Origin of the sequence: Paenibacillus sp. J14 (genome assembly GCF_000518465.1) — a bacterium.
Classification (GTDB): Bacteria; Bacillota; Bacilli; order Paenibacillales; family Paenibacillaceae; genus Fontibacillus; species Fontibacillus barengoltzii.
On sequence record NZ_JADQ01000049.1, the window covers coordinates 16,354 to 36,993 of the forward strand.

Annotated in this window: 21 protein-coding genes; 13 read left to right on the forward strand and 8 right to left on the reverse strand. The window is 52.6% G+C overall.

The window, feature by feature from the left end; translation table 11 throughout:
- The first annotated feature begins 62 nt into the window (after positions 1-62).
- From M891_RS0117035 to M891_RS0117045, 3 genes are all read left to right on the forward strand, one after another.
- Entirely contained in the window at positions 63-893 is an 831-nt protein-coding gene (locus M891_RS0117035; protein ID WP_028539671.1) for a response regulator transcription factor, read from the forward strand.
- Positions 894-966: 73 nt separating this feature from the next.
- On the forward strand, positions 967-2,715 hold the full coding sequence (locus tag M891_RS0117040; RefSeq protein ID WP_051417072.1) for a cache domain-containing sensor histidine kinase: 1,749 nt from the start codon (positions 967-969) through the stop codon (positions 2,713-2,715).
- Positions 2,716-2,787: 72 nt separating this feature from the next.
- Positions 2,788-4,041: an MDR family MFS transporter gene (locus tag M891_RS0117045; protein WP_028539673.1), complete on the forward strand. Its 1,254-nt coding sequence runs from the start codon at positions 2,788-2,790 to the stop codon at positions 4,039-4,041.
- A gap of 326 nt (positions 4,042-4,367) precedes the next feature.
- On the opposite strand, the gene M891_RS0117050 is transcribed toward M891_RS0117045, so the two are convergent.
- Positions 4,368-4,925: a hypothetical protein gene (locus tag M891_RS0117050; RefSeq protein WP_028539674.1), complete on the reverse strand. Its 558-nt coding sequence runs from the start codon at positions 4,923-4,925 to the stop codon at positions 4,368-4,370.
- 127 nt (positions 4,926-5,052) lie between these two features.
- Between M891_RS0117050 and M891_RS0117055 the strand changes: the two genes are divergently transcribed.
- The 6 genes from M891_RS0117055 (at position 5,053) to M891_RS0117080 (ending at position 9,669) form a co-directional block, all read left to right on the forward strand.
- Positions 5,053-5,652: a TetR/AcrR family transcriptional regulator gene (locus M891_RS0117055; protein ID WP_028539675.1), complete on the forward strand. Its 600-nt coding sequence runs from the start codon at positions 5,053-5,055 to the stop codon at positions 5,650-5,652.
- Between the two features lie 155 nt (positions 5,653-5,807).
- The gene (locus tag M891_RS0117060) at positions 5,808-6,926 is read left to right on the forward strand and encodes a LolA family protein (RefSeq protein ID WP_028539676.1); all 1,119 of its coding nucleotides are present in this window, start codon (positions 5,808-5,810) and stop codon (positions 6,924-6,926) included.
- A gap of 216 nt (positions 6,927-7,142) precedes the next feature.
- The gene (gene alr, locus M891_RS0117065; protein ID WP_028539677.1) at positions 7,143-8,324 is read left to right on the forward strand and encodes an alanine racemase; all 1,182 of its coding nucleotides are present in this window, start codon (positions 7,143-7,145) and stop codon (positions 8,322-8,324) included.
- A gap of 247 nt (positions 8,325-8,571) precedes the next feature.
- Positions 8,572-8,853: a CopG family ribbon-helix-helix protein gene (locus tag M891_RS0117070; protein WP_016313120.1), complete on the forward strand. Its 282-nt coding sequence runs from the start codon at positions 8,572-8,574 to the stop codon at positions 8,851-8,853.
- 3 nt (positions 8,854-8,856) lie between these two features.
- Positions 8,857-9,207 carry a type II toxin-antitoxin system PemK/MazF family toxin gene (locus M891_RS0117075; protein WP_028539678.1) on the forward strand — a complete coding sequence of 117 codons (351 nt, stop codon included), beginning with the start codon at positions 8,857-8,859 and terminating at the stop codon, positions 9,205-9,207.
- Between the two features lie 174 nt (positions 9,208-9,381).
- Positions 9,382-9,669, forward strand: a complete 288-nt coding sequence (locus tag M891_RS0117080; RefSeq protein ID WP_028539679.1) for a hypothetical protein — start codon at positions 9,382-9,384, stop codon at positions 9,667-9,669.
- 318 nt (positions 9,670-9,987) lie between these two features.
- On the opposite strand, the gene M891_RS0117085 is transcribed toward M891_RS0117080, so the two are convergent.
- Genes M891_RS0117085 through M891_RS0117095 form a run of 3 tightly spaced genes read right to left on the reverse strand, consistent with a single transcriptional unit; the run spans position 9,988 to position 13,246 of the window.
- Positions 9,988-11,160, reverse strand: a complete 1,173-nt coding sequence (locus tag M891_RS0117085) for an ABC transporter permease (RefSeq protein ID WP_028539680.1) — start codon at positions 11,158-11,160, stop codon at positions 9,988-9,990.
- Entirely contained in the window at positions 11,157-11,858 is a 702-nt protein-coding gene (locus M891_RS0117090; protein ID WP_028539681.1) for an ABC transporter ATP-binding protein, read from the reverse strand. The genes M891_RS0117085 and M891_RS0117090 overlap by 4 nt, the downstream gene beginning before the upstream one ends.
- Positions 11,858-13,246, reverse strand: coding sequence for an efflux RND transporter periplasmic adaptor subunit (locus M891_RS0117095; RefSeq protein WP_028539682.1), 1,389 nt, complete (start codon positions 13,244-13,246; stop codon positions 11,858-11,860). The genes M891_RS0117090 and M891_RS0117095 overlap by 1 nt, the downstream gene beginning before the upstream one ends.
- A 229-nt stretch (positions 13,247-13,475) precedes the next feature.
- Here M891_RS0117095 and M891_RS0117100 point away from each other — a divergent pair, with 229 nt between their 5' ends.
- Together M891_RS0117100 and M891_RS0117105 are read left to right on the forward strand one after the other, a co-directional pair.
- Complete coding sequence (locus M891_RS0117100; RefSeq protein WP_016313114.1) at positions 13,476-13,832, forward strand: DUF4190 domain-containing protein; 357 nt, start codon at positions 13,476-13,478, stop codon at positions 13,830-13,832.
- Between the two features lie 148 nt (positions 13,833-13,980).
- Positions 13,981-16,215: a Tex family protein gene (locus M891_RS0117105; RefSeq protein ID WP_028539684.1), complete on the forward strand. Its 2,235-nt coding sequence runs from the start codon at positions 13,981-13,983 to the stop codon at positions 16,213-16,215.
- Between the two features lie 118 nt (positions 16,216-16,333).
- On the opposite strand, the gene cmpA is transcribed toward M891_RS0117105, so the two are convergent.
- Both cmpA and M891_RS0117110 read right to left on the reverse strand, forming a co-directional pair.
- Complete coding sequence (gene cmpA, locus M891_RS25385; RefSeq protein WP_127576196.1) at positions 16,334-16,474, reverse strand: cortex morphogenetic protein CmpA; 141 nt, start codon at positions 16,472-16,474, stop codon at positions 16,334-16,336.
- 600 nt (positions 16,475-17,074) lie between these two features.
- The gene (locus M891_RS0117110) at positions 17,075-17,425 is read right to left on the reverse strand and encodes a hypothetical protein (RefSeq protein WP_028539685.1); all 351 of its coding nucleotides are present in this window, start codon (positions 17,423-17,425) and stop codon (positions 17,075-17,077) included.
- A 120-nt stretch (positions 17,426-17,545) separates the two neighbouring features.
- Here M891_RS0117110 and M891_RS0117115 point away from each other — a divergent pair, with 120 nt between their 5' ends.
- Entirely contained in the window at positions 17,546-18,016 is a 471-nt protein-coding gene (locus M891_RS0117115; RefSeq protein ID WP_028539686.1) for a SprT family protein, read from the forward strand.
- A 236-nt stretch (positions 18,017-18,252) separates the two neighbouring features.
- Here M891_RS0117115 and M891_RS0117120 read toward each other — a convergent pair whose 3' ends face one another.
- Positions 18,253-18,810: a winged helix-turn-helix domain-containing protein gene (locus tag M891_RS0117120; RefSeq protein WP_016313109.1), complete on the reverse strand. Its 558-nt coding sequence runs from the start codon at positions 18,808-18,810 to the stop codon at positions 18,253-18,255.
- A 90-nt stretch (positions 18,811-18,900) separates the two neighbouring features.
- Positions 18,901-20,184, reverse strand: coding sequence for an MFS transporter (locus M891_RS0117125; protein ID WP_016313108.1), 1,284 nt, complete (start codon positions 20,182-20,184; stop codon positions 18,901-18,903).
- Between the two features lie 304 nt (positions 20,185-20,488).
- Between M891_RS0117125 and M891_RS25390 the strand changes: the two genes are divergently transcribed.
- The coding region (locus M891_RS25390) for a UPF0236 family transposase-like protein (RefSeq protein ID WP_198032044.1) at positions 20,489-20,640 on the forward strand (152 nt) is incomplete at its 3' end.

The window sequence follows — 20,640 nt, forward strand, 5'->3', positions numbered from 1 at the left end:
TACTTAGGGGAAACGGAGCTGAAACCGAATTTCCGCAAGGAAAAAAGGGGGCTGACACGATCGTGTACAAGGTACTGCTTGCTGATGACGAGCATCTTGACCTGGAGGGCATGAGGACGTTTATTCCCTGGTCCGAGCTGGGGATGGAGGTGGTGGGCGCCGTAAGCAATGGCTTCTCAGCCTGCGAGTTGATGGAGCGGCAGGCCATTGACATTTTGGTAACGGACGTTAATATGCCGCATATGTCCGGGCTGGAGCTGGCACGCCGGGCGATGGACCGGAAGCCGGACGTCCGCGTGGTGTTTGTCAGCGGACACCAGGATTTTCATTATGTGAAGCAGGCGCTCTCCCTCAAAGCCTGCAGCTATGTGCTGAAACCGATGGACGACGACGAGCTGGTTGCTTCGCTCCGGCAAATTACGCTGGAATTGGAGCACGAAGCAAATCGGAAGCGGACGGAGGAACAGTATCTAAAAATGATGCAGGCGTTGCAAGCACAGGGTGTAGAGCGGCTGGAGGACGAGCAGGAGCACCGAGCTGCGACGCAGTTGAATGAAGCGCGACCCGTGCCGGGCTGCAGCCGGCTGATCCGGGAAATCATCGCGACGATGCAGGAGCGCCTCCATGAGAACCTCACTTTAAAGAACATCGCTCAGCAATTTGCCTTTTCGCCGAATTATCTGGGGCATCTTTTTAAGGAAGAAACGGGCCAAGGCTTCAGTGAAATGCTGACTGAGCTGCGAATGGAACGGGCGCGTGAGCTGCTTAAGGACCCGAAGGTGAAAATTTACGAGGTTGCCGGTCAGGTCGGGTACCGTTATATCCCTTACTTTAGCCGGCAATTTAAGGAGACCTTCGGGATGACGCCGATGGAATTCCGCAAACGGGAGTGAATCCAACTTGATCAAGATCCACCGCGTGACGCTGCCCCAGGCCCCGCGTTACCTTCCGTTTGGCTACAAGCTGATGTTGACCTACCTTGTATTTATTTTGATTCCGGTGCTGGCGATCGGGTATTTTTCCCATTCTCTCTATCAGGAGTCGATTCGCAATCAGACCCGCAGTAATATCCAGGGGACACTGCTGCAAATCCGGGATAACGTTGAATATAAACTGGCCGATGTCGAGCGCGTCTCCTCGATGCTCTATCATGATTACACGTTGATTACGCAGCTGCGCAGTTATGAGGAGGGCTGGAGCAGTTATGAACGAACGACGATGGTGCTTCAGCCCAAGCTGCATATCGCCATGAATGCGACCGGCTTGAAGCTTGCCATGTACGTTTTTCTCGAGAATGATACCTTGCCTGAGATTTATCACGGCTCCTTTGTGAATGAGAACCCGGATGCATTGGAAGGCAACTATAATATCTATCATTTAAGCCGGCTTCAGCATAAAGCGTGGTACATCGATTTCCCGGAGGAGCGATACGGAGAGACGCTTGTTTGGCGGCAGGTGGAGAAGGATCGGGATCAGGATCGAATCTCGCTGCTGCGCCGGTTGGTCGATAGCAATACGCCGTTCGATTTACGGGAAATCGGCTTCTTAAGGCTCAGCGTTCGCATCGGCGAGCTGTTTGAGGCGCTGGATTACCGCAAAATCGGTGAAGGCAGCCAGCTGTTAATCCAGGATGGGGCGGGGGAGACGTTATACGAGTCCGGAGGGGTTACATCATCTTCGGGAACCGCCGAATATTTGACGATCCAAGAGGAGCTCGATGGCCCCGGATGGGTGCTGACGGCCCGGGTGCCCCTGACGATCATGGAACGGGACTCGGCGAAGGTGCGTTGGTTTGTGACCTTAATCTGCGTGTTGTGCCTGATTGTGTTTACGTTTGCCGGCATGTTTGTCTCCCGTTATTTCTCGATCCGGGTGATGAAAATCGTCTCGGTGCTAAACGCCTTCCGCGAGGGAGATTTGCATAAACGGATGCGCTACCGGGGGAAAGACGAATTCTCCCAGATCGCCTCCGCCCTGAATGAGATGGGACAAAATATCGAGCAGTTGATTGAGCAGGTCTATCTGACCAGGCTTGAGAAAAAAGAGGCTGAGCTGGAAACGCTGCAAGCGCAGATCAACCCGCATTTCCTCTATAATACGTTGTCCTCGATCAGCCGGCTGGCTAAGTTCGGGGAGATTGACAAGTTGCAGCGCATGGTGCTGGACTTGGCGAAATTTTACCGTTTGTCGCTCAGCGATGGACGGACGATCATCCCGATTTATAGCGAGCTAGCGCAGGCCGAAGCGTATATTAACATTCAGCGAACGAAGTTTGGTGAGGCGGTGTCGTTCGACTTTGAGGTGGACCCGGCTATCCTGTCCTTAGCCACGGTGAAGCTTGTGCTGCAGCCGTTTATTGAGAATGCGCTGGAGCATGCCTGGTTTGGCGATCCGATCCACGTTCGGATTCTTGGATATACGGACGGGCGGGTGGTCAGCTTCAAAATTATTGATGACGGTATCGGCATGACGCAGGGACGGCAACAGCAAGTGTTCCACCCAGCCCTCGGAGCCGATGGCGGCTTTGGCATTCGGAATGTTCACAGCCGCATTCAACTGCATTTTGGCTCGGAATATGGGGTGAAGATGTTTAGCCGCCCTGGGATCGGTACGACGGTGCTGATCCGGTTCCCGGCCGTTCCTCATGGTGAGGAAATGCCGGGTCTTCGTGCCTCTACAGGAACGTCAAGCATTTCTTCTTCTGACAAGTCTTGACAACTATTGATTTCGCGGTTTAAATAGGGAGATAGTTTTGAACATCTTGTGAATAAAGAAGGCGAAATCACAATGAACTCACAACTTAAGAAGATTCATCCCTTGTCTTGGACGATTATTGTTGGGACGATCTTTGGACGGATGGCATCGTCCATGAGCATTCCGTTTTTATCGATCTACTTGATTAAGTCGCTTGGAGCATCTCCCTCTGAGATTGGGGTTGTCGTTGCGGTCAGTTCATTGATTGGGGTATTCGCCAGCTTCTACGGCGGTTACATCTCGGACGTCATTGGACGCAAGCGGGTGCTGTACATTTCGATATTTGGCTGGGTGCTGGTGTTTATCGGCTTTGGGATGGCGAACCAAGTGTGGCTCTTCTTTATTATGAACGCGCTAAACGGACTCTGTCGTGCGCTGTTCGAGCCAACCTCCCGGGCGCTGCTGGCTGATATCACGCCGCAAGAAAGCAAAATGCTGGTTTTTAATTTGCGTTATGCCGCGATCAATCTCGGTGTTGTCATTGGGCCGATTCTTGGGTTGCAAGTGGGGGCTTCAGAGTCAGGGTTGGCCTTTTATTTCGCGGGAATTGTGTATTTGGTATATGGTCTGGTTCTTGTTTTTCAGTTTATCCTGCATAAGGAAGTCGGAAACGCGGGGCATGGAGCCGGCGAGCGCTTGACGTTGAAGGGCGCCATGCAAGTGACCGGAAGAGATCGTACTTTCTTATATGTTCTGATCGGCATGATCTTCTGTGTGCTGGGGTACGGCCATTTCAGTTCCACGCTGGCACAGTATCTGGAGATGACGCCGGGCATCCAGGACGGAGCCAAGCTGTTTGGCTATATGCTGTCGCTGAACGCCATTGTCGTGTTGGCGGTGCAGTTCCCAATCGTCAAGTTTGCCGGCCGTTTCTCACCGATTGTGCCGCTGCTTGCGGGCAATCTGTTCGTGTCCGGCAGCCTGCTGCTGTTCGGCTCGGTGCATGCGGTCTGGGCGTTCCTGGTGGGTGTGGTGATCTTTACGATCGGCGAAGTGCTGATGTTTACGATGACGGACGTGCTGGTTGACCGGATTGCCCCTGCGTCGCTGCGCGGGACGTATTTCGGGATGTTTGGATTCAACCAATTAGGCAATGTACTTGCACCGCTGGTGGGCGGTTTTCTGCTGGATGCCTTTGGCGCCGTGCAGGCTTTGCTGATCTTTGGGATCATTGCGCTGACGACGGCTTGCGGCGTGCCGTTCCTGCTGCTGGCGAAGCGTCACTTGACTGCGAAGGAAGAGGCGCTGGCCATGAAGACAGAGGCGCAGGCAGGAGTACCTGGCTGAGAAGCGGAAATGCTAAAGTGCTGATGTGGGTGCAATTCCTTTGAAGTCTGGCGAAGGAGAAAATAGCATCGCCGGACCGGAGCTACTAACGGGATTTTCTACCGTTAAATTCGGGGCATACAGGCGGTTTGGCGAAAATAACGGGAAATTCTATTGTTAATTTGCTCGAATCGGCGCCTATGGGCGGTTCCGGGTGGAATTAACGTTAGAATTTCCAGTTAATTGAACACAATGGCTATATTTATCGAAATTAACGGTACTTTTTACAGGTAACTGATATAAGTTAGGAACGGCAGGTACATACCATTTGACAACGGATCGGGCGATCAAGCCCGGTCCGTTTTAGGTTTCGGTTGCTTGGGCCAGATGAACGCGGAAATCATAATGAGGCCATCGATGACAAACACGATCCCCCAGACACGCAGGATCCCGCCCAGCGCTTCCGTCCGGCTCGGATCGTTGATGAAGGTGATCATGCCAAGGAGCAGTGCTCCGCCAATCAGGAATGCGAGGGCATGGCGCAGAAATCCTCTCAGCTCGTGTTTGGCATACTCCAGGCCGTAACGTTTAGGTGGTCTGGCGTCCTTTTCCCCGATGATCAAATAACGGTACCAACGATCGGCCCAATCAATCATGCCCTTGCCGAAAGCAATCGATACCCCGATATAGACGGCTGCGATGCCGTGGGCGGTTGTCGCAACAGCACCGTTGTACAGGTCAACTCCGGTGAGGACGAACAGCACCAGATCAATTACCGGCGTCAAAGCCAGCAGGGCCATTCCCGGCTTTGGCCGCTTTAATCCGTAACGGACGGATAGTCCCGCGAGAATCACGATCCAAAAGGCGATCTCACAGGCTACAATCATCCATGCAACAAAGTTCATAATGACCTCCTGTAATTCCGGTATAGGTAAAATGTAAAAGTTGAGTGTATTGTATCATCCTGCTTTAATTAATACAACTGTACTAAATAAATTGTGTAATCCGCCTTGGAGGTGCTAAACTAGGAGCATGCCAAAACTAGTAGATCATGAACAAAGAAAACAGACTATCGCTGAAGCTACCTGGCGGGTGATATTGGAGCAGGGGATGGAAGGGGCCTCCGTGCGCAATATTGCCAAGGAAGCGGGACTTTCGCCCGGAGCGCTGCGCCATGATTTCAGCTCGCAGGAGGAGCTGCTGCGGTATGCGATGAACCTGGTCAAGGAGAGAGTAACAGAACGGATCATCGCAATCTCCGGAATGGATCTGCCGTCGCTGGAGAAGGTGCTGAGGATTTTGCAGGAGGTCGTGCCGACCCGTGAGGAGACCCGGGCGGAAGCGGAGGTGTGGATGGCGTTTACGGCCCATTTCCGGCATAAGCCGGGGAAGTTTGATGCGCGTCATGACGGGTTGTACGACTTGATGCAGCGATTGATCACCACTTTGGATCAGCACAGGTTGCTGCAACCCGGGCTCGATCCGGAGATGGAAACGGTGCGTCTGCACGCGTTGATCGACGGTCTCACCTTGCATGCCTTGCTTGATCCTTTGCGGGTAGGTCCAGACCAAATCAACCGCGTCCTGAAGGCTCATCTAGATTCGATCACGAATGCATTTAAGGATCAATAGCTTGCAATCATCTTCCATCGTCAGCAACTGCAACGGGTATCCCCAAATCCGGCTACTTGTCTTTCGGTCAAGCCGGGGCTAGTCTGCATAATCGGCCAAGTTCCCTCATAGACATGTATCAGTTTAGGAAATCAAACTGCAGAGGGGATGATCTCATGCGCCGTTTCACGTGGATGCTGACCATCGTGATAGCCTTAAGCTTCGTGCTGGCTGCATGCGGGAAAAAGGACGCCGACGGCGTCGTCAAGGATTTGGACAAATTGGTTGCCCAGTTGGAGAGTTATCAGGGCTCCGGCACGATGACGCTTTATACGGGTGACAAGCCTCAGGAGTACAAGGTGGAGGTCTGGTACCAAAACCCGTCGTTCTACCGAATTGCGCTCACCAATGCGCAAAAGGATGTAACGCAAATCGTGCTCCGCAACGAACAAGGTGTGTTCGTACTGACGCCAAGCCTGAACAAGAGCTTCCGCTTCCAAAGCGACTGGCCGGAGAACCAAGGTCAAGTGTATCTGTATCAAACGCTGGCTCGCAGCATCTTGAGCGACAGCTCACGGCAATTTGAAGCTGACAAGGATAGCTACATCTTCGATGTTGCGGCGAATTACAACACTCATGCCCTTGTCCGGCAAAAAATCTGGCTGGCGAAGGACAACTATGCACCGAAACAAGTTCAGGTATCCGATGCTGAAGCAAAAGTCGTCGTCGAAGTGAAATTCGATAAGTTCGACTTTGGCACTAAGTTTGACAAGAACTCGTTTGACATGCAGCATAACCTCGATACGGCTGCCCAGAATTCCCAAGGCACCCTGCTGGAAGTCGATGAGAATGGCATGCTTGTGGAGAAGACGCCAACGGATGAGGCAACGAGCGCAAACGGCGATGCAGCAACCGAGGAAACGAATGGCGACATTTCGGCTGCACCGGCGTTAACGGAACCTTTTGGCGTGATTATCCCAACGTATCTGCCAGATGGTGTCTTGTACCAGGACGACAAAGCCGTAGAAGGCACCGATCGTACGACTGTACTGCTGCGGTATGACGGTACATATCAATTTACGCTGTCAGAGACGCGTTCGCCAGACCGCACTGCATCGCTCGTACCGGGTGAGTTAATCGATATGGGCTTTACGTGGGGGCTGCTGACCGGCGATACCCTGCGGACGCTGACTTGGACAGTGGACGGTTTGGAATTCCGGATTACGAGCGAGAATTTGCCGGTGACTGAAATGGTGAAAATTGCCGCTTCAATGCAAGATCAAACCGGTAAGTAACACAAGGAACAGGCGGATTGCGGCTGTGCCGAAGGAGCATGCTCCCCCGGCCCCGTGGATTCGCCTCTTTCTTCTATTAATGGTGTCTTTGATAAAATAAACTCCTTCTCAGGAATTGGGTTCTTTTGCAGAATTGACAGCCGCATCCATGAACATTACCATTAGGATATTGCTCAGATATTTGAACTCTCAATCTTTGGAGAAGGTGACCTGAAAGTGCAAGTGATGTATCGACCAACCCATGCGGAAATTGATTTGGACGCGCTGCGCAGCAATTTCGAGGAATTGCGGAGAAGACAACCGAAGGACATGAAAATGCTGGCATGCGTAAAAGCTAATGCGTATGGGCATGGTGCTGTACCTGTGGCGAAGGAGTTGGAACAGATCGGCGCGGATTATCTTAGTGTCGCTTTTCTGGACGAAGCGTTGGAGCTTCGGAAAGCCGGCATTAAGCTGCCGATTCTCGTGCTAGGATATACGCCGCCACACGGGGTTCGCACCGCTTGGGAACATGATGTCACGCTAAATGTCTTCAGCCACGAAGTGCTGGAGGCGATTGAAGCGCTGAATCCTGCGGAGTTCCCGCATAAGCTGAAAGTCCATATCAAGATCGATTCCGGCATGGGCCGCGTCGGACTGCTGCCTGGAGATGAGGCGGTCGCCTTTGTACGCAAGGCAATGCAAGTGCCGCATGTGGAAGTGGAAGGCTTGTTCACTCACTATTCCACGGCGGACGAGGAAGACAAAAGCTATACATTGGAACAATATCGCCGGTTTCAGGGCGTGGTGGAAGCGCTGCGGGAGCATAATATTCGCATCCCAATCATACATACGGGAAATAGCGCCGTCGCCATTGATATGCCGGAACTGTCGGTGCAAATGGTTCGCATTGGCATCGCATTGTACGGTTTGTATCCGTCCGACGAGGTGAGACGTGATCAAGTGCAGCTCACCCCGGTTCTCTCGCTTAAAACGGAAACGGTACGGGTCAAGACATTGCCTGCCCATTCTGCCATTAGTTATGGAGCGAGATACATCACCGAGCAGGAAGAGCGGATTGCCACGCTTCCGATCGGGTATGCCGATGGATATTCACGGATGTTAAACGGTAAGGCGCAGGTACTAATACGCGGCCGCCGAGTCCCTGTAGTTGGCGTTATATGCATGGACCAATGTATGGTATCGCTTCAAGCTTTGGCTGAGGAAGCCGAAGAAATTCAAGCCGGCGAAGAGGTTGTGCTCATCGGCCGGCAAGCCGGCGAGGAAATTACCGCCGGGGAGCTGGCTTCCGCCATGGGAACGATCCATTACGAGTTGATTTGCATGATAGCCCACCGAGTGCCTCGGGTGTACAAACGAAAGGGCGAATCGGTCTTATTGCTGAACCCGCTGCTGTGACAGAATTGGCGCAGCAGACAAATTTCAACAAAACTTTCCCTGTGTGAAGGAATTTATGCCAGGTCTATCGAATACTAAACATGGAAATGATCAGGTATGTACGGCACTACTGTTTTTGTTTATAATGAAATGCAGCATACTTGATATACGCTCGGCATATATTTCTTTTGTATAAATTTCCTTGAATAATGCTATACTGATTATCAGGAAACAGGGGCGAGTAGGTTTTGGGGGTGGAAGTTTTAAGATGGCTAATATGCATAACACCAAAAGAATCATGATCAGTTTGCCGGATCAGTTATTGCAGGAAGTTGATGGAATCGTGGCGATGGAGAACTCCAATCGCAGCGAATTGATCAGGCAGGCCATGAAGCTGTATTTGAACGAGCGGAAGAAACGGTTTATCCGAGAATCGATGCAGCGCGGCTATATGGAGATGGCCAAAATTAATTTGTCCATGGCCTCCGAAGCGTTCCATGCGGAAGAAGATGCAGACATCACTCTGGACCGCCTAGTAAGCGGGGTGTAAACATTGATCGTAAAGCGCGGCGACGTTTTTTTTGCAGATCTCTCCCCTGTGGTAGGTTCTGAGCAGGGCGGGGTCAGACCGGTGCTTATCATCCAGAATGATATCGGAAATCGATTTAGCCCAACAGCCATTGTTGCTGCAATTACGGCACAAATCCAAAAGGCGAAATTGCCGACTCATGTGGAGATTGATGCGGCAACTCACGGATTTGACCGGGATTCCGTCATCTTGCTGGAGCAAATTCGAACGATCGATAAACAAAGACTAACGGATAAAATTACGCATTTGGATGAGGAGACGATGAAGAAAGTGAACGAATCACTGCTCATCAGTCTCGGTTTAATTGATTTTTGAACATTTATTACTCATGTGTGCGTTTTTAGAATGACTTTTTTACGCTCCGGACGTTGCTCCGGGGCGTTGTTTATTTTGCGATAAAATTGATATAGGATCTTATAATTTTCCTATTTGTCGCGCGGGCAATTCGAGTACGATGGGAGTAATCACGGATAAAGGAGAGGTTGCCGTTTGAGCGCTCAGTATGAAATCTATGACGATCCCTTCAAAATGTTGATTTTGCTGGCGACGTTCGTGGCCGAGCAGCAAGACAGCAAGCTGGATTACGAGAACATCGTGCCCTTTGAGAATGACAAGTTTTTATTAACGAACGGCCGGTTCCTGTACAAAAAGGATCAGGTCGAGATCACCTGGTACCAATTCCTAGGGCGGGATATCCAGTGCAACAAGGACCTGACCCGGCAAGAATACAATCGGATGTTCGTCGATTGCATGGCCTCGGTTTATGGAGTGGGCTAGGCTAGCGAAACGAGCAAAAGTGCAAGCGCAAGGGAGTTCCTTGGCGGCTTGCACTTTCTTATTGTTGCTTGGACGGTTGGGTGGTAGGGGGCAGTCTGGTAAGGTGGTGCGGCTCGGCTCGGCTCGGCGGAATGTATTCGATTTTTCATATAGAATTGTGTTGATTTCGGGGATTAGGGCGGATTCTATTCGATTTTTCATATAAAAAAACGGATTCCGGCACCCGCAGGGCACATTCTGTATGAAATTTCATATATAATTCGCTAAAACCGGTGAATCTGGTGAATTGTATTCGATTTTTCGAACACAATGGTTGACTTAATCGGTCCGCAGCGCGTAAATCGGGCGCAGCTTGGCTGCCTTGTTCGCTGGAATCATCCCAAAGATGATGCCGATGAACAAGGAGAAGCCAAAGGCGATCAGGACGATCGGGAGCGATACGGTGGTCGTTAGCGACGAATAGTGGCCGATCAACGCGCTGGCGCCGTAGCCCAGCCCGATGCCAATCAAGCCGCCGAAGCCGCTAAGTGCCGTCGATTCGACCATGAATTGCATCAGGATGTCACGCTTTTTGGCCCCGATCGCTTTGCGAACGCCGATTTCCCGGGTGCGCTCGCTGACGGAGACGAGCATGATGTTCATGATCCCAATGCCGCCGACGAGCAGCGAAATGCCGGCAATGCCGCCGAGCGCCAGCGACAGTATTTGGGTTGTCGAATTTAGCGTGTCCAGCATCTCCTGGGAGTTAAAGATACTGTAGGCGTTGTCGGCATTTTGGAACTTTTTATCCAAGGTAGCTTCCAGCAACGCTTTGACGGTTTCAATCTGCTTGGTGTCCTCAACCTGTACCGTAATCGAACGCACGCCGCGGCTTTGCAGAAAGCGCTCGGCCGTAGCGATTGGGATCAGCAGCTTATTATCGTTGGAGGCGGTCAGGCTGGAACCTTTCGATTCCAACAAGCCAACGATTTTGAAACTGCTGCCGTTAAGCTGAATCGTTTGTCCAATCGGGTTATCTGTGCCAAAAAAAGTCTCGGCAGCTTCGGTCCCGATCAACGCCACCTTCATGCGGAACTCATTGTCCATGTCGATGATGTAACGTCCGGCTTGGACGTGGAAATCCTGGACCTCCTCGTAGGAAGGCGCGATGCCTTCTACCGAAAGACTGTCATTTACCGTTCCTTTCTTGGCCGTTACAGAGCCGTTGATCACGGGGGATACGGCCTTCACCCCTTCGATCTTCCCCAGAGCCATCGCTTCCTCAAAGGAGAGTGAGGTGGAGCTGCCCCGGCCCATGATGTTCACCGTAAGCAGGTCGGTTCCCAAGCCTTCGAGTTGGTCCGTAATCTGCGATGTGGTGCCTTGCCCCACAGATACGAGCGTAATCACCGAGGAGACGCCGATAATGATGCCTAGCATCGTAAGAAAAGAGCGGATCTTCGCTCCGGCGATGCTTTTCCAGGCCATTTTGATGCTTTGCAGAAGATTCATGCCCGGCTCCCCCGATCTTCAACAATTCGTCCGTCCTGGATTCGGATGACCCGTTTGGCTTGCTCAGCGATGGACAGATCGTGGGTGATAATAATGATCGTGTGGCCGAGTGCATTCAGTTCCTTCATCTTATCCATCACTTCGATGCCAGTCTTGCTGTCCAGCGCGCCGGTCGGTTCGTCCGCGAGCAGGAGCGGCGGGGAGCCGGCGATTGCACGGGCGATGGCCACCCGCTGCTGCTGCCCGCCTGACAACTCGGAAGGACGATGGTGCATCCGGTCTTCCAAACCAACGAGACGGAGCGACTCTTCGACTGATTTTTTTCGCTCCTTGTGCGGGACGTTGCGGTAGATGAGCGGCAGCTCAACATTTTCGTAGGCGGTTAATTTGGGCAACAGATTAAACTGTTGAAAAATAAACCCAATCTTCTCATTGCGAATCGTGGCCAGCTTGTTATCGGACAGCTTGCGTATGTCCTGCCCGTCAAGCAAATACGTCCCTTCGTTGGCGACGTCCAGACAGCCCAGCATGTTCATCAGCGTCGACTTCCCGGAGCCGGACGGGCCGATGATGGCGACGAATTCGCCATGCCGGACCTGAAAGCTGATATCGCTGAGCACGGTCATCATCTCTCCGGCCATACGGTAGCCGTGTCCGAGGTTCTGCACGTCGATCAGTGGGGGAGATATTGCCGCCATTATCGGCCACCTCCGCCGCTGAACCCGCCTCTTCCGGATGGAGCCGCACCGCCCCCGCCAGGAGCGGCGCCTCCGGCTCCGCCAAATCCGGCACTGCCTCCGCCGAACCCTCCCTGCATTCTCATTTGCTGTTGGGTGGAGGAACTCGAAGAGTTGCTGATGATCGTCGGGATCACAACCTCCTGGCCTTCGGTTAGTCCGCTGACAATCTCGATATATGATTCGTTATGCACGCCAACCTCAACGACCTGAATACGGCCGTTCATGCCGCTGGTGCCTCCGGCAGCACCAGCTGCGGCATCGGGCTGTGCAGTGCGGCCTGTGCTGGGCGTGCTGCCTTCGGCCGGTGCGCTGCCCGTGGTCGGCGCACTGTCAGCGGCCGGTGCGCTGCCTGTAGCCGGCCCGCTGCCCGACCCTTGCGGACTGGCTGCGCCACCTGCCGCACTTGTTCCGTCGCTCCCCGTTTCGGGCAGCATGACGAAATACCGGCCGGCCCGCTGCTGAACCGCCTCGATCGGCAGGGTTAAGATATCCTTTTTCTCCTCGGTGATGATCGTTGCTTCCGCTGACATGCCTACCCGCACGCCTTCAGAATTGTTCAGGGCGATCGTGACATCAAATAACGACACACCGCCCGAGGCAACCCCTTCATTCGCGATGTCAGAGACAACACCTTCAAAAGTCTGATCCGGAAAAGCGTCAACTTGAACGTTCGCCTTCATGCCCTTTGTGACGCTGGGGATATCCAGCTCGTCAACCTGAATTTTGACGCTGAGCTTCTGGTAATCGTTAATGACAAACAGCTCGCTTCCGCTTTTAGCCTGTTCCCCGGCGGTGATGTTGACTGCGGTGACCGTGCCGTCAATCGGGGAGGTTAACGGATCGGGAGGAACCATTGCCTCCTGCAGCTTAGCGATTTCCGCTTCCGTATTGCTGATGTTTAGCTCTTGCTTGGCAATTGATTTTTTCGTGGCGTTTAGTGTTTGCTCGTCGGCGCCTTCTTGCACTTGACGTTTAAACTGATTTTGCAAATCAACCAGGTCCAGTTTCTGCATTTCCAGGGAGGATTGCTGTTCCTTGATGTTGTCGGTATTATCCGTGCCCTCAAATGTCAGCAGCACCTGGCCTTCTTCCACGACGTCTCCCGTCTTTACAAGAACTTCGCTTACTTTCCCCTCGTCCTTCGTACGTACGCTTTCGCTCTCGGTTGAGACGATCGTACCTGATCCGGACACGCTAACGGTAATGTCGCCCTTGCTGACCCGGGTCGTATTCTGAACGGGCGCCGCCGTCTGATTCTGCTTGTCCGGCAGCTTTAGAACAAGGATGAGGGCAATGGCGATCAGAACCAAGGCTCCGCCCCCAATCCACAACCATTTCTTCTTCATCGAATCCCTCCAACGATGATGTATTCTACCGGCAGACGGCAGTGCTTGTACCGGTTCTCTGCAAATCAAAACCATTTTAGAAGATGAAGATGAGGCGAACCTTAAGTGAAGCTGAAAGTTTTCTGAATGATTTTTCATAAAAAGACCAATTCACGGGAAATAGCCATGGCGCCATTCACAACGATCAAGTACAATGGATGTAACATATTTTGGGGAGGACTTTTTTTTCATGGATCAACGTCCGTCTGAAACATCTTATTCGTATTCTACATTTAACCAATTTCCGCCGCCGCCGCCAACGACACCGCCAAAAACCAACGGCAAATCCATCGCCTCGCTGGTGCTCGGGATTCTCTCGATCGTGATTCCGTATGTCGGTTTTATTTTGGGGATCGTTGCGATTGTCTTCGCCAGCTTGTCGTTTAAGGAGATCAAGCGGAAGGGCGAGCAGGGCAAGGGACTTAGCATCGCAGGGCTCGTTTGCGGCATCATCGGTACGGCAGTGTACGGCGTCATTATTGTACTTGCCATTATTGCGATCGTAATCTTTGCGGCTGCAACGCCAGACATCTATGGTACGTTTTAAAGAACGGAATGAAAGCACCGTTGCCTGGGGCACGGTGTTTTTTTTCGTTGACGTTGACTTCCATGTCGCTGGACAAGCTGGAAAAGGCGCGCAAAGTTTGTGATAATAGAAACAATCGCAATTTTTTGAATGAAAGAGGGATAGGGCCATGGCGCAAACGGAGACGAACGGAACAGCGGTGCAAAGTACGGCCGATGCGGGGGAACAGGAGCGAATTATCGCCCAGATTGCGAAGGAGCTGGGACTCTCCCTGAAGCAGGTGCGAACAACGATCGGGCTGCTGGATGAGGGCAATACGATTCCGTTTATCGCCCGTTACCGGAAGGAAATGACCGGAGAGCTGGACGAAAACCAGCTGCGTAATATTGAAGAGCGGACGCAATACCTTCGCAACCTGGAGGAACGGAAGCGGGAAGTCATCCGGATGATCGACGAGCAAGGCAAGCTGACGGATGAGTTGGCAGCCGCAATCACGAAGGCCGTGAAGCTGCAGGAAGTGGAGGACTTATACCGACCTTACCGGCAAAAACGCAAAACCCGCGCGAGCGTAGCGAAAGAAAAGGGACTGGAGCCGTTGGCGGAATGGCTGCTTACGCAGCCGAAGCAAGGCGATCCGCTCACGGAAGCAGCGAAGTTCACCCAGGCTGCCGGGATCGAAGGGGGCGTGGAAACGGCCGAGGAGGCGCTGCAAGGGGCGATGGATATCGTCGCCGAGCAGGTCGCGGATGAAGCGGCAACGCGGGCATGGGTTCGCAAATATACGATGGACCACGGCATGATGGTGTCCGAAGCGAAGTCGCCGGAAGAGGAATCCGTCTACGAAATGTACTATAACTATCGGGAACCGGCCAAAAAAATGCCGCCTCACCGCATCCTCGCCATGAACCGCGGCGAGCGGGAGAACGTGCTGAAGGTGTCACTCGAAGTGGACGCCGAGGCGATCTGCCGCCACATCGCCGGTCAGGTGATCCGCGGGCGTTCCGCAACGGAGGACGTGCTGCGCGCGGCGATCGAGGACGCATACAAACGCCTGATCGCCCCGTCGATCGAGCGGGAGGTACGCGGCGAGTTGACGGAAAAAGCCGAAGCTCAGGCGATTTCCATCTTCGCCGCCAATTTGCGCAGCTTGCTGCTGCAGCCGCCGGTACGCGGCAAAACGGTGCTTGGCGTTGACCCGGCCTACCGCACCGGCTGTAAGCTTGCCGTTGTTGACGACACCGGCAAGTTGCTGGAGGTGGCGGTCACCTACCCGACGCCGCCCAACAACAAGAAAAAGGAAGCGGCGGTCAAGTTCCACGAGCTGATCGACAAATACGGGATCGAGCTGATCGTGATCGGCAACGGTACGGCTTCGCGGGAGACCGAGCAATTTGTCGCCGAGGTCATCGCCGAGCGTAAGGGCAAGGATCGCGAGCTGGCGTACCTGATCGTCAACGAGGCGGGAGCCAGCGTTTATTCGGCCTCCAAGCTGGCGCAGGAGGAGTTTCCAGATCTGGACGTCGCGGAGCGAAGTGCCGTATCCATTGCACGGCGGGTGCAAGACCCGCTGGCGGAGCTGGTCAAGATTGAGCCGAAGGCCATTGGCGTCGGTCAATACCAGCATGACGTATCGCAGAAGCATCTCGACGAAAGCTTAAAGAACGTGGTGGAGTCGGCGGTGAACCATGTTGGTGTGGACGTTAATACCGCTTCACCGGCGCTCTTGTCCTACGTGTCCGGCGTGAATGCGACGATTGCGAAGAATATCGTGAAGTTCCGCGAGGAGAACGGACGCTTCAAGAGCCGAAAGCAGCTGCAAAAAGTGCCGCGGCTTGGCGCCAAAACCTTCGAGCAGTGCGTAGGCTTCCTGCGAATCGACGGCGGCGAGAATCCGCTGGATAAGACGCCGATCCACCCGGAATCTTATGACGTGGTGCATCGCTTGTTTGCCGAGCTGGGGGTGTCGATGGAACAGCTGGGCTCTAAGGAGCTCAATGAGAAGCTGGATACGTTGAATCCGGATGAACTGGCCCCTCGACTTGAAGTGGGCGTTCCAACGCTGCGCGACATTCTGGAAAGCTTACAGCGCCCAGGGCGTGACCCGCGGGAGGAGCTGCCGCCGCCAATCTTCCGCACGGATGTGCTGAAAATTGAGGACTTGGTGCCCGGCATGGAACTGCAGGGGACGGTGCGCAACGTTATCGATTTTGGGGCTTTTGTGGATATTGGCATCAAAAACGATGGGCTTGTCCACATCTCCCAACTAAGCAACGGGTACGTCAAGCATCCGATGGACGTCGTCTCGGTCGGTGACAATGTCACCGTCTGGGTGCTGAATGTGGACGTGAAGAAAGGCCGGGTTGGATTGACAATGCGGGGACCTTCTGAGGTGAAGGCGCAATAAACGTCAGGAGAGCCGGTAAACGGGATTTCCCGTGGAGCCCGGCTCTTTTTTTGCGAGAGCGAGGGCCGTACTCCAGTAGATTTTCTGCTGTGGAGCCGGCCCTTGTTGCATTGAAGTGCTATTGCATTTGGTTTGAGGATTCGGTTTGGCTTTTTTGACGACTATAATAAAAAAACCAACAATCGTTTAACAGCCGAATTTGACGGCGATCTCTCTTGTTAAAGGCACGCATGATCTGATTGCTAAGCCAGTTTGGCAAGCGTATCCCCTCCTCCGGTAACCCATTGGTATGGTTAAGGTATGGGGAATTTCCCCAATCCGTGCAAGTCCCTTGCAAATCGACGGTAAATTCTGGATTGTGAGCACGGTGGGAAATCGGAAGGGACGGGGGCAGCTGGCCTGAGCTGACGACCGGGAGGGTGGTGCGAGGGTTGACGCCACTCTAACAGAAGTTTGGAGCGTTGGCGCTGCCTCCGCGTTAGTTGGGTCCATTCTAACGGAACTCAGAGACGTTATTTGCGAGGAAACGGGCATGATCCAATCCTAACGGAACCAGGAGACCTTATTTGGGGCGTGGATGGTGATATGGTCGCCAAAAAGGTGCAATAAGGTCATTACGTTCCGTTACAGCGGGAAATCGCCGGGAAATAGGCAAATAAGGTCTCTACGTTCCGTTAGAGTGGCGCTGGTTCGTTGGAGGGAGGGCGGTGGGCATGACGAGCCCTGCCCCCAAAAAACCCCGACGTTGGCGTGCTAAGCCCCCCAACCCTAAGCCAAAAAGCCGGCCGCTCCCCAACTTACAGAAAGGGATAACCGGCCGGCTTTTTTTGTTGCGGTTCTCTTGGCAGAAACTCAAGAGTTACGCGCCTTCTTCTTCGTACCATTGCTCCAGCTGAGCCTGGAGAGCACGGATTTCGGTGAGCAGCGAAATCAGGGGGTAATTTTCCTCGCGAATCGCGGAAAAAGCGGACTCCAGTCCGTTAATATAATCCAGCCCGCTGGTGATCTGCAGCGATTCCTGCAGGAGCTCAAGCTGGTCGCATTCGGCAATTGCACGCGGCAAGGTTGGAACCTTGGAAGCCGTCAGTTTATCGATTTCCTTGTTCAGCCGCAAATTCAAAGCGCTAAGCTGGTAGGCGTAATCACGGGGCATTTCAACGAAGATCAGTTCTTGGTCCTGCTGCAATATGACGTATCTCATTAGGGACATGCTTCACGATTCTCCTTTTCTATCCATCCTACTTGACAGTGTAGCGTAAGGAGAAGTTAAAATTCAAGTAATGAATCTAGCATTATATTTTGCATCTACGAACAGGAAGGGGAGAGGACGATGACGGATGAGCAGCTGCAAGCCTGGATCGAGCAAATCTCGCTGCGTTCTTTCGGCGTGCCTTTCCGGCATAAAGCCCGTTTTAACAGCCGGTTACGAACAACCGGAGGGCGTTATTTTATGAAAACCCATCATATCGAAATTAATCCCGCGCAACTGGCTGCCTACGGGGAAGAGGAAGTCGAACGCATCATCAAGCACGAATTGTGTCACTACCATCTGCACCTCGCGGGGCGAGGATACCAGCATCGCGACGCGGACTTTAAGGCCCTGCTTCAAAAAGTGGGCGGCAGCCGCTATTGCAACGCCTTGCCCGGAGCAAAACAGCGCAAAACATTGCCGCACCGCTATAAGCTGGTCTGCGCCGATTGCGGAATGACGTATCTGCGTAAACGCCGCGTGGATCCCGCCCGATACCGCTGCGGTCGATGTGCGGGGAAACTTCGGCTTTATTCATTATCCGAAGCTTAAGATGTGCTATACTGAAGTCAAACGATTGAAGGAGTGATGTCAGATGGCTCAATCTCAAGCCAAGAAACATCGGCAGAAGCTCATTCGAGAAGGCAAACGCAGCCCCGAGCTCAGCCGCAGCCCATTTGCGTTGCAGGATTTGCGAACCCGCAAGACGAAGACCAAGCAGGAACAACTTCATCGGCAAAAATATAAGAACCACGCTTCCTATTATGGAGACGATGGTTCTTATTATTTTAGTCCTCAGAATCTGTGCTTTTCGATACCGTTAAAAAAATCTCGTGCAACTCACTGTCCTCTGACGTCTTGGTCTGGTGCTGCATAAGAAACGCCGCGACCCAATCCTGAAACTCTTTCGCTTCCTGCGGGGTCAGATACACCTGATCCGTGGTCAACTGCGCAGAAGACGTTTGCGAGCGAGATGCTTTCAAGAACCGCTTCTTGCTTTCATCATATAAATTGTTGAGCAGCTTCTCGGTTTCTGACAAGGCGACCTGCCTCAGCGTATCGTCAAAATAACTTTTCTTAATCTGAATAGCCCCCTCAAAGGGCTCATAGTATTTCGCTGTAATGCCGTTGATGACCTTCGTATCCACAAGTTGCAGCAGGCCGATGCTCTCCAGTTTTTTGGCATGATAATAGACCTTGGCTGGAACCTCTCCCATCTTATCCGCGACTTCCTTCATCGTTGCCGGACGATTTAATTGCTTAAATGTATCCAGGATTTGAAGGCGATACGGGTCAGAATAGATCCGAATGTCCTCCAAGGTTTTTAATTCCTTCACATTGTCCACCTGCAAGCCCCCTACCCGAACCTCATGCGGTTGTCGTCGTTGTTTTTAGTATAGCTTGGGTCTATCAAATGCGCAAAGCAGGTGAAGGCATCAAATTTCCATAAAGCTTCGCTGCTTTAATAAGAACAGAAGCGGGATAAGTAGGAGGCATCCAAAGCTTACATACAGAAGGTGGACAGGCATCCATTCCCCTACAACCCCGGCCAGCGCGCTGCCTGCAGGAATCGCACAGGTGCAGACCATGGAGTACAATGCTCCAACACGGCCCAGCAGTTCCTTGGGGACACTTTCCATAAAATAGGTCGTGGATGGGGTGTTGCATAAGGAGACGGAAAGCCCCATGCCAAAGGAAAATAACGCAGCCAAAGCGAGCGGTTGAATCGGAACGACCGCAGGCAGGTACATCAGCGCATAGTTGGCTCCAAGCAGCAAGTAACCGGTGAGGATGAGATGGCTTTTTTTGTAGTGGGAGCCCCTCTTGCCAATCCATAACCCGCTGACAATGGTTCCAGAGATTAAGCTAACCCCCATCAGGCTTAGGCCGGCAGGACCGGAACCTAGAATTTCATCCACATAGACGGCGTTTAGGACGTTAAACGGGGATAAGCAGAAGTTAACGAAAGCCGCAGCCATCACGATGGTAATCAGCAATTTGTTGGATACGAGATATTTAAGCCCAGCCTTCAGTTCCTGAACAAAGGAGTCGTCTGGTTGTGCAGCATTGAGGTGAGGAGCAGGTGAATCTGGGTTGGCGCTTGGGCTGGAGGTGCGAATCAGAAAAATGAAGCCGGCCGCAAGGGTAAACGTAAGGCCGTCAATCAAAATTGCAGTGGAAATACCTAAGGTTGCAATAATACCGCCGACGGCGGCCATGCCCGCTAATTCAGCTGCCCGCGAAGCGGAAGTGCTGAACGAATTGCCGCTAAGCAGTTTTTCCTTAGGCAGCAGTTGAGGAACCAAAGCCAGCTCGGCAGGAGAGGCAAAGCATTCCAAGGTGGAGGTCAAGAATGTCAGCACATAGAGATGCCAGGGGGCGAGCCAGCCTTGCCAATAGAGGAAGGCCGTGAAGCAGACAATGAGGCCGCGCCCCAGATAGGTGAACGCCGCGACCTTCTTCTTGGACCAACGATCCACCAGCGTTCCCGCGAAAAAGCTAAAGGCGATGTTCGGGATGAAATTGAGGGCAAACAAGGTGCCCATCATCAAGGTGGAGCCGGTTAGTCTGTATACCATCCAGCTATAAGCAATAGAGTCAATAGAATCGCCAAAACGGGAAATGATACGAGCGAGCAAAAGGTACAGAAACGGTTTATAAGCTGCCAGTTCTCCGATCCGGATCAACGGCCGGCTTTTGACGCGCACGTCTTGAGACATGAAAACATTCCTCCTACAAAAATGTTAACACGTTAAAATTATTTTTACGTTAATTTTATTTTATCGATTCTTGAATAGATTGCAACTCTTTTTTTTGACGACTTGTCTGATGGGGAGATCCTGTAATCGTGGGAAGTTGTCCCGGTGCGAAGCCAGGTTGGGGAAAGAAGGAAGGAGGAAGAAAGCGCTGATAGTGTAAAATCTCTGTGGGTGTAGGAATTGGAAAAAGCGGATATAGAAAAAGAGCTTCTCCCTTGGTAAAGTGATGTTTGACGCACAACACACCAAGAAGGAGGAAGCTCCTGTGAGCCACTTTACCACAANAATGCCGACGATGAAAGAGATTGAGCAATGGATTTTCCGGAAAATGCAGGAGGAATTCGCTCGTGCGATGAAGCAGGTACTGGAGGCGCTGGATCAGCAGATCCTGGAGCAACGGGACCGAGAGCGTTATCG

Bases quoted from the DNA above. Each gene is read 5' to 3' on its own strand.
- M891_RS0117040 (WP_051417072.1), top strand. From the start codon at position 967: ATGTTGACCTACCTTGTATTTATTTTGATTCCGGTGCTGGCGATCGGG.
- M891_RS0117045 (WP_028539673.1), top strand. From the start codon at position 2,788: ATGAACTCACAACTTAAGAAGATTCATCCCTTGTCTTGGACGATTATT.
- M891_RS0117050 (WP_028539674.1), bottom strand. From the start codon at position 4,925: ATGAACTTTGTTGCATGGATGATTGTAGCCTGTGAGATCGCCTTTTGG.
- M891_RS0117055 (WP_028539675.1), top strand. From the start codon at position 5,053: ATGCCAAAACTAGTAGATCATGAACAAAGAAAACAGACTATCGCTGAA.
- M891_RS0117060 (WP_028539676.1), top strand. From the start codon at position 5,808: ATGCGCCGTTTCACGTGGATGCTGACCATCGTGATAGCCTTAAGCTTC.
- M891_RS0117070 (WP_016313120.1), top strand. From the start codon at position 8,572: ATGGCTAATATGCATAACACCAAAAGAATCATGATCAGTTTGCCGGAT.
- M891_RS0117085 (WP_028539680.1), bottom strand. From the start codon at position 11,160: ATGAATCTTCTGCAAAGCATCAAAATGGCCTGGAAAAGCATCGCCGGA.
- M891_RS0117090 (WP_028539681.1), bottom strand. From the start codon at position 11,858: ATGGCGGCAATATCTCCCCCACTGATCGACGTGCAGAACCTCGGACAC.
- M891_RS0117095 (WP_028539682.1), bottom strand. From the start codon at position 13,246: ATGAAGAAGAAATGGTTGTGGATTGGGGGCGGAGCCTTGGTTCTGATC.
- M891_RS0117100 (WP_016313114.1), top strand. From the start codon at position 13,476: ATGGATCAACGTCCGTCTGAAACATCTTATTCGTATTCTACATTTAAC.
- M891_RS0117105 (WP_028539684.1), top strand. From the start codon at position 13,981: ATGGCGCAAACGGAGACGAACGGAACAGCGGTGCAAAGTACGGCCGAT.
- M891_RS0117110 (WP_028539685.1), bottom strand. From the start codon at position 17,425: ATGTCCCTAATGAGATACGTCATATTGCAGCAGGACCAAGAACTGATC.
- M891_RS0117115 (WP_028539686.1), top strand. From the start codon at position 17,546: ATGACGGATGAGCAGCTGCAAGCCTGGATCGAGCAAATCTCGCTGCGT.
- M891_RS0117125 (WP_016313108.1), bottom strand. From the start codon at position 20,184: ATGTCTCAAGACGTGCGCGTCAAAAGCCGGCCGTTGATCCGGATCGGA.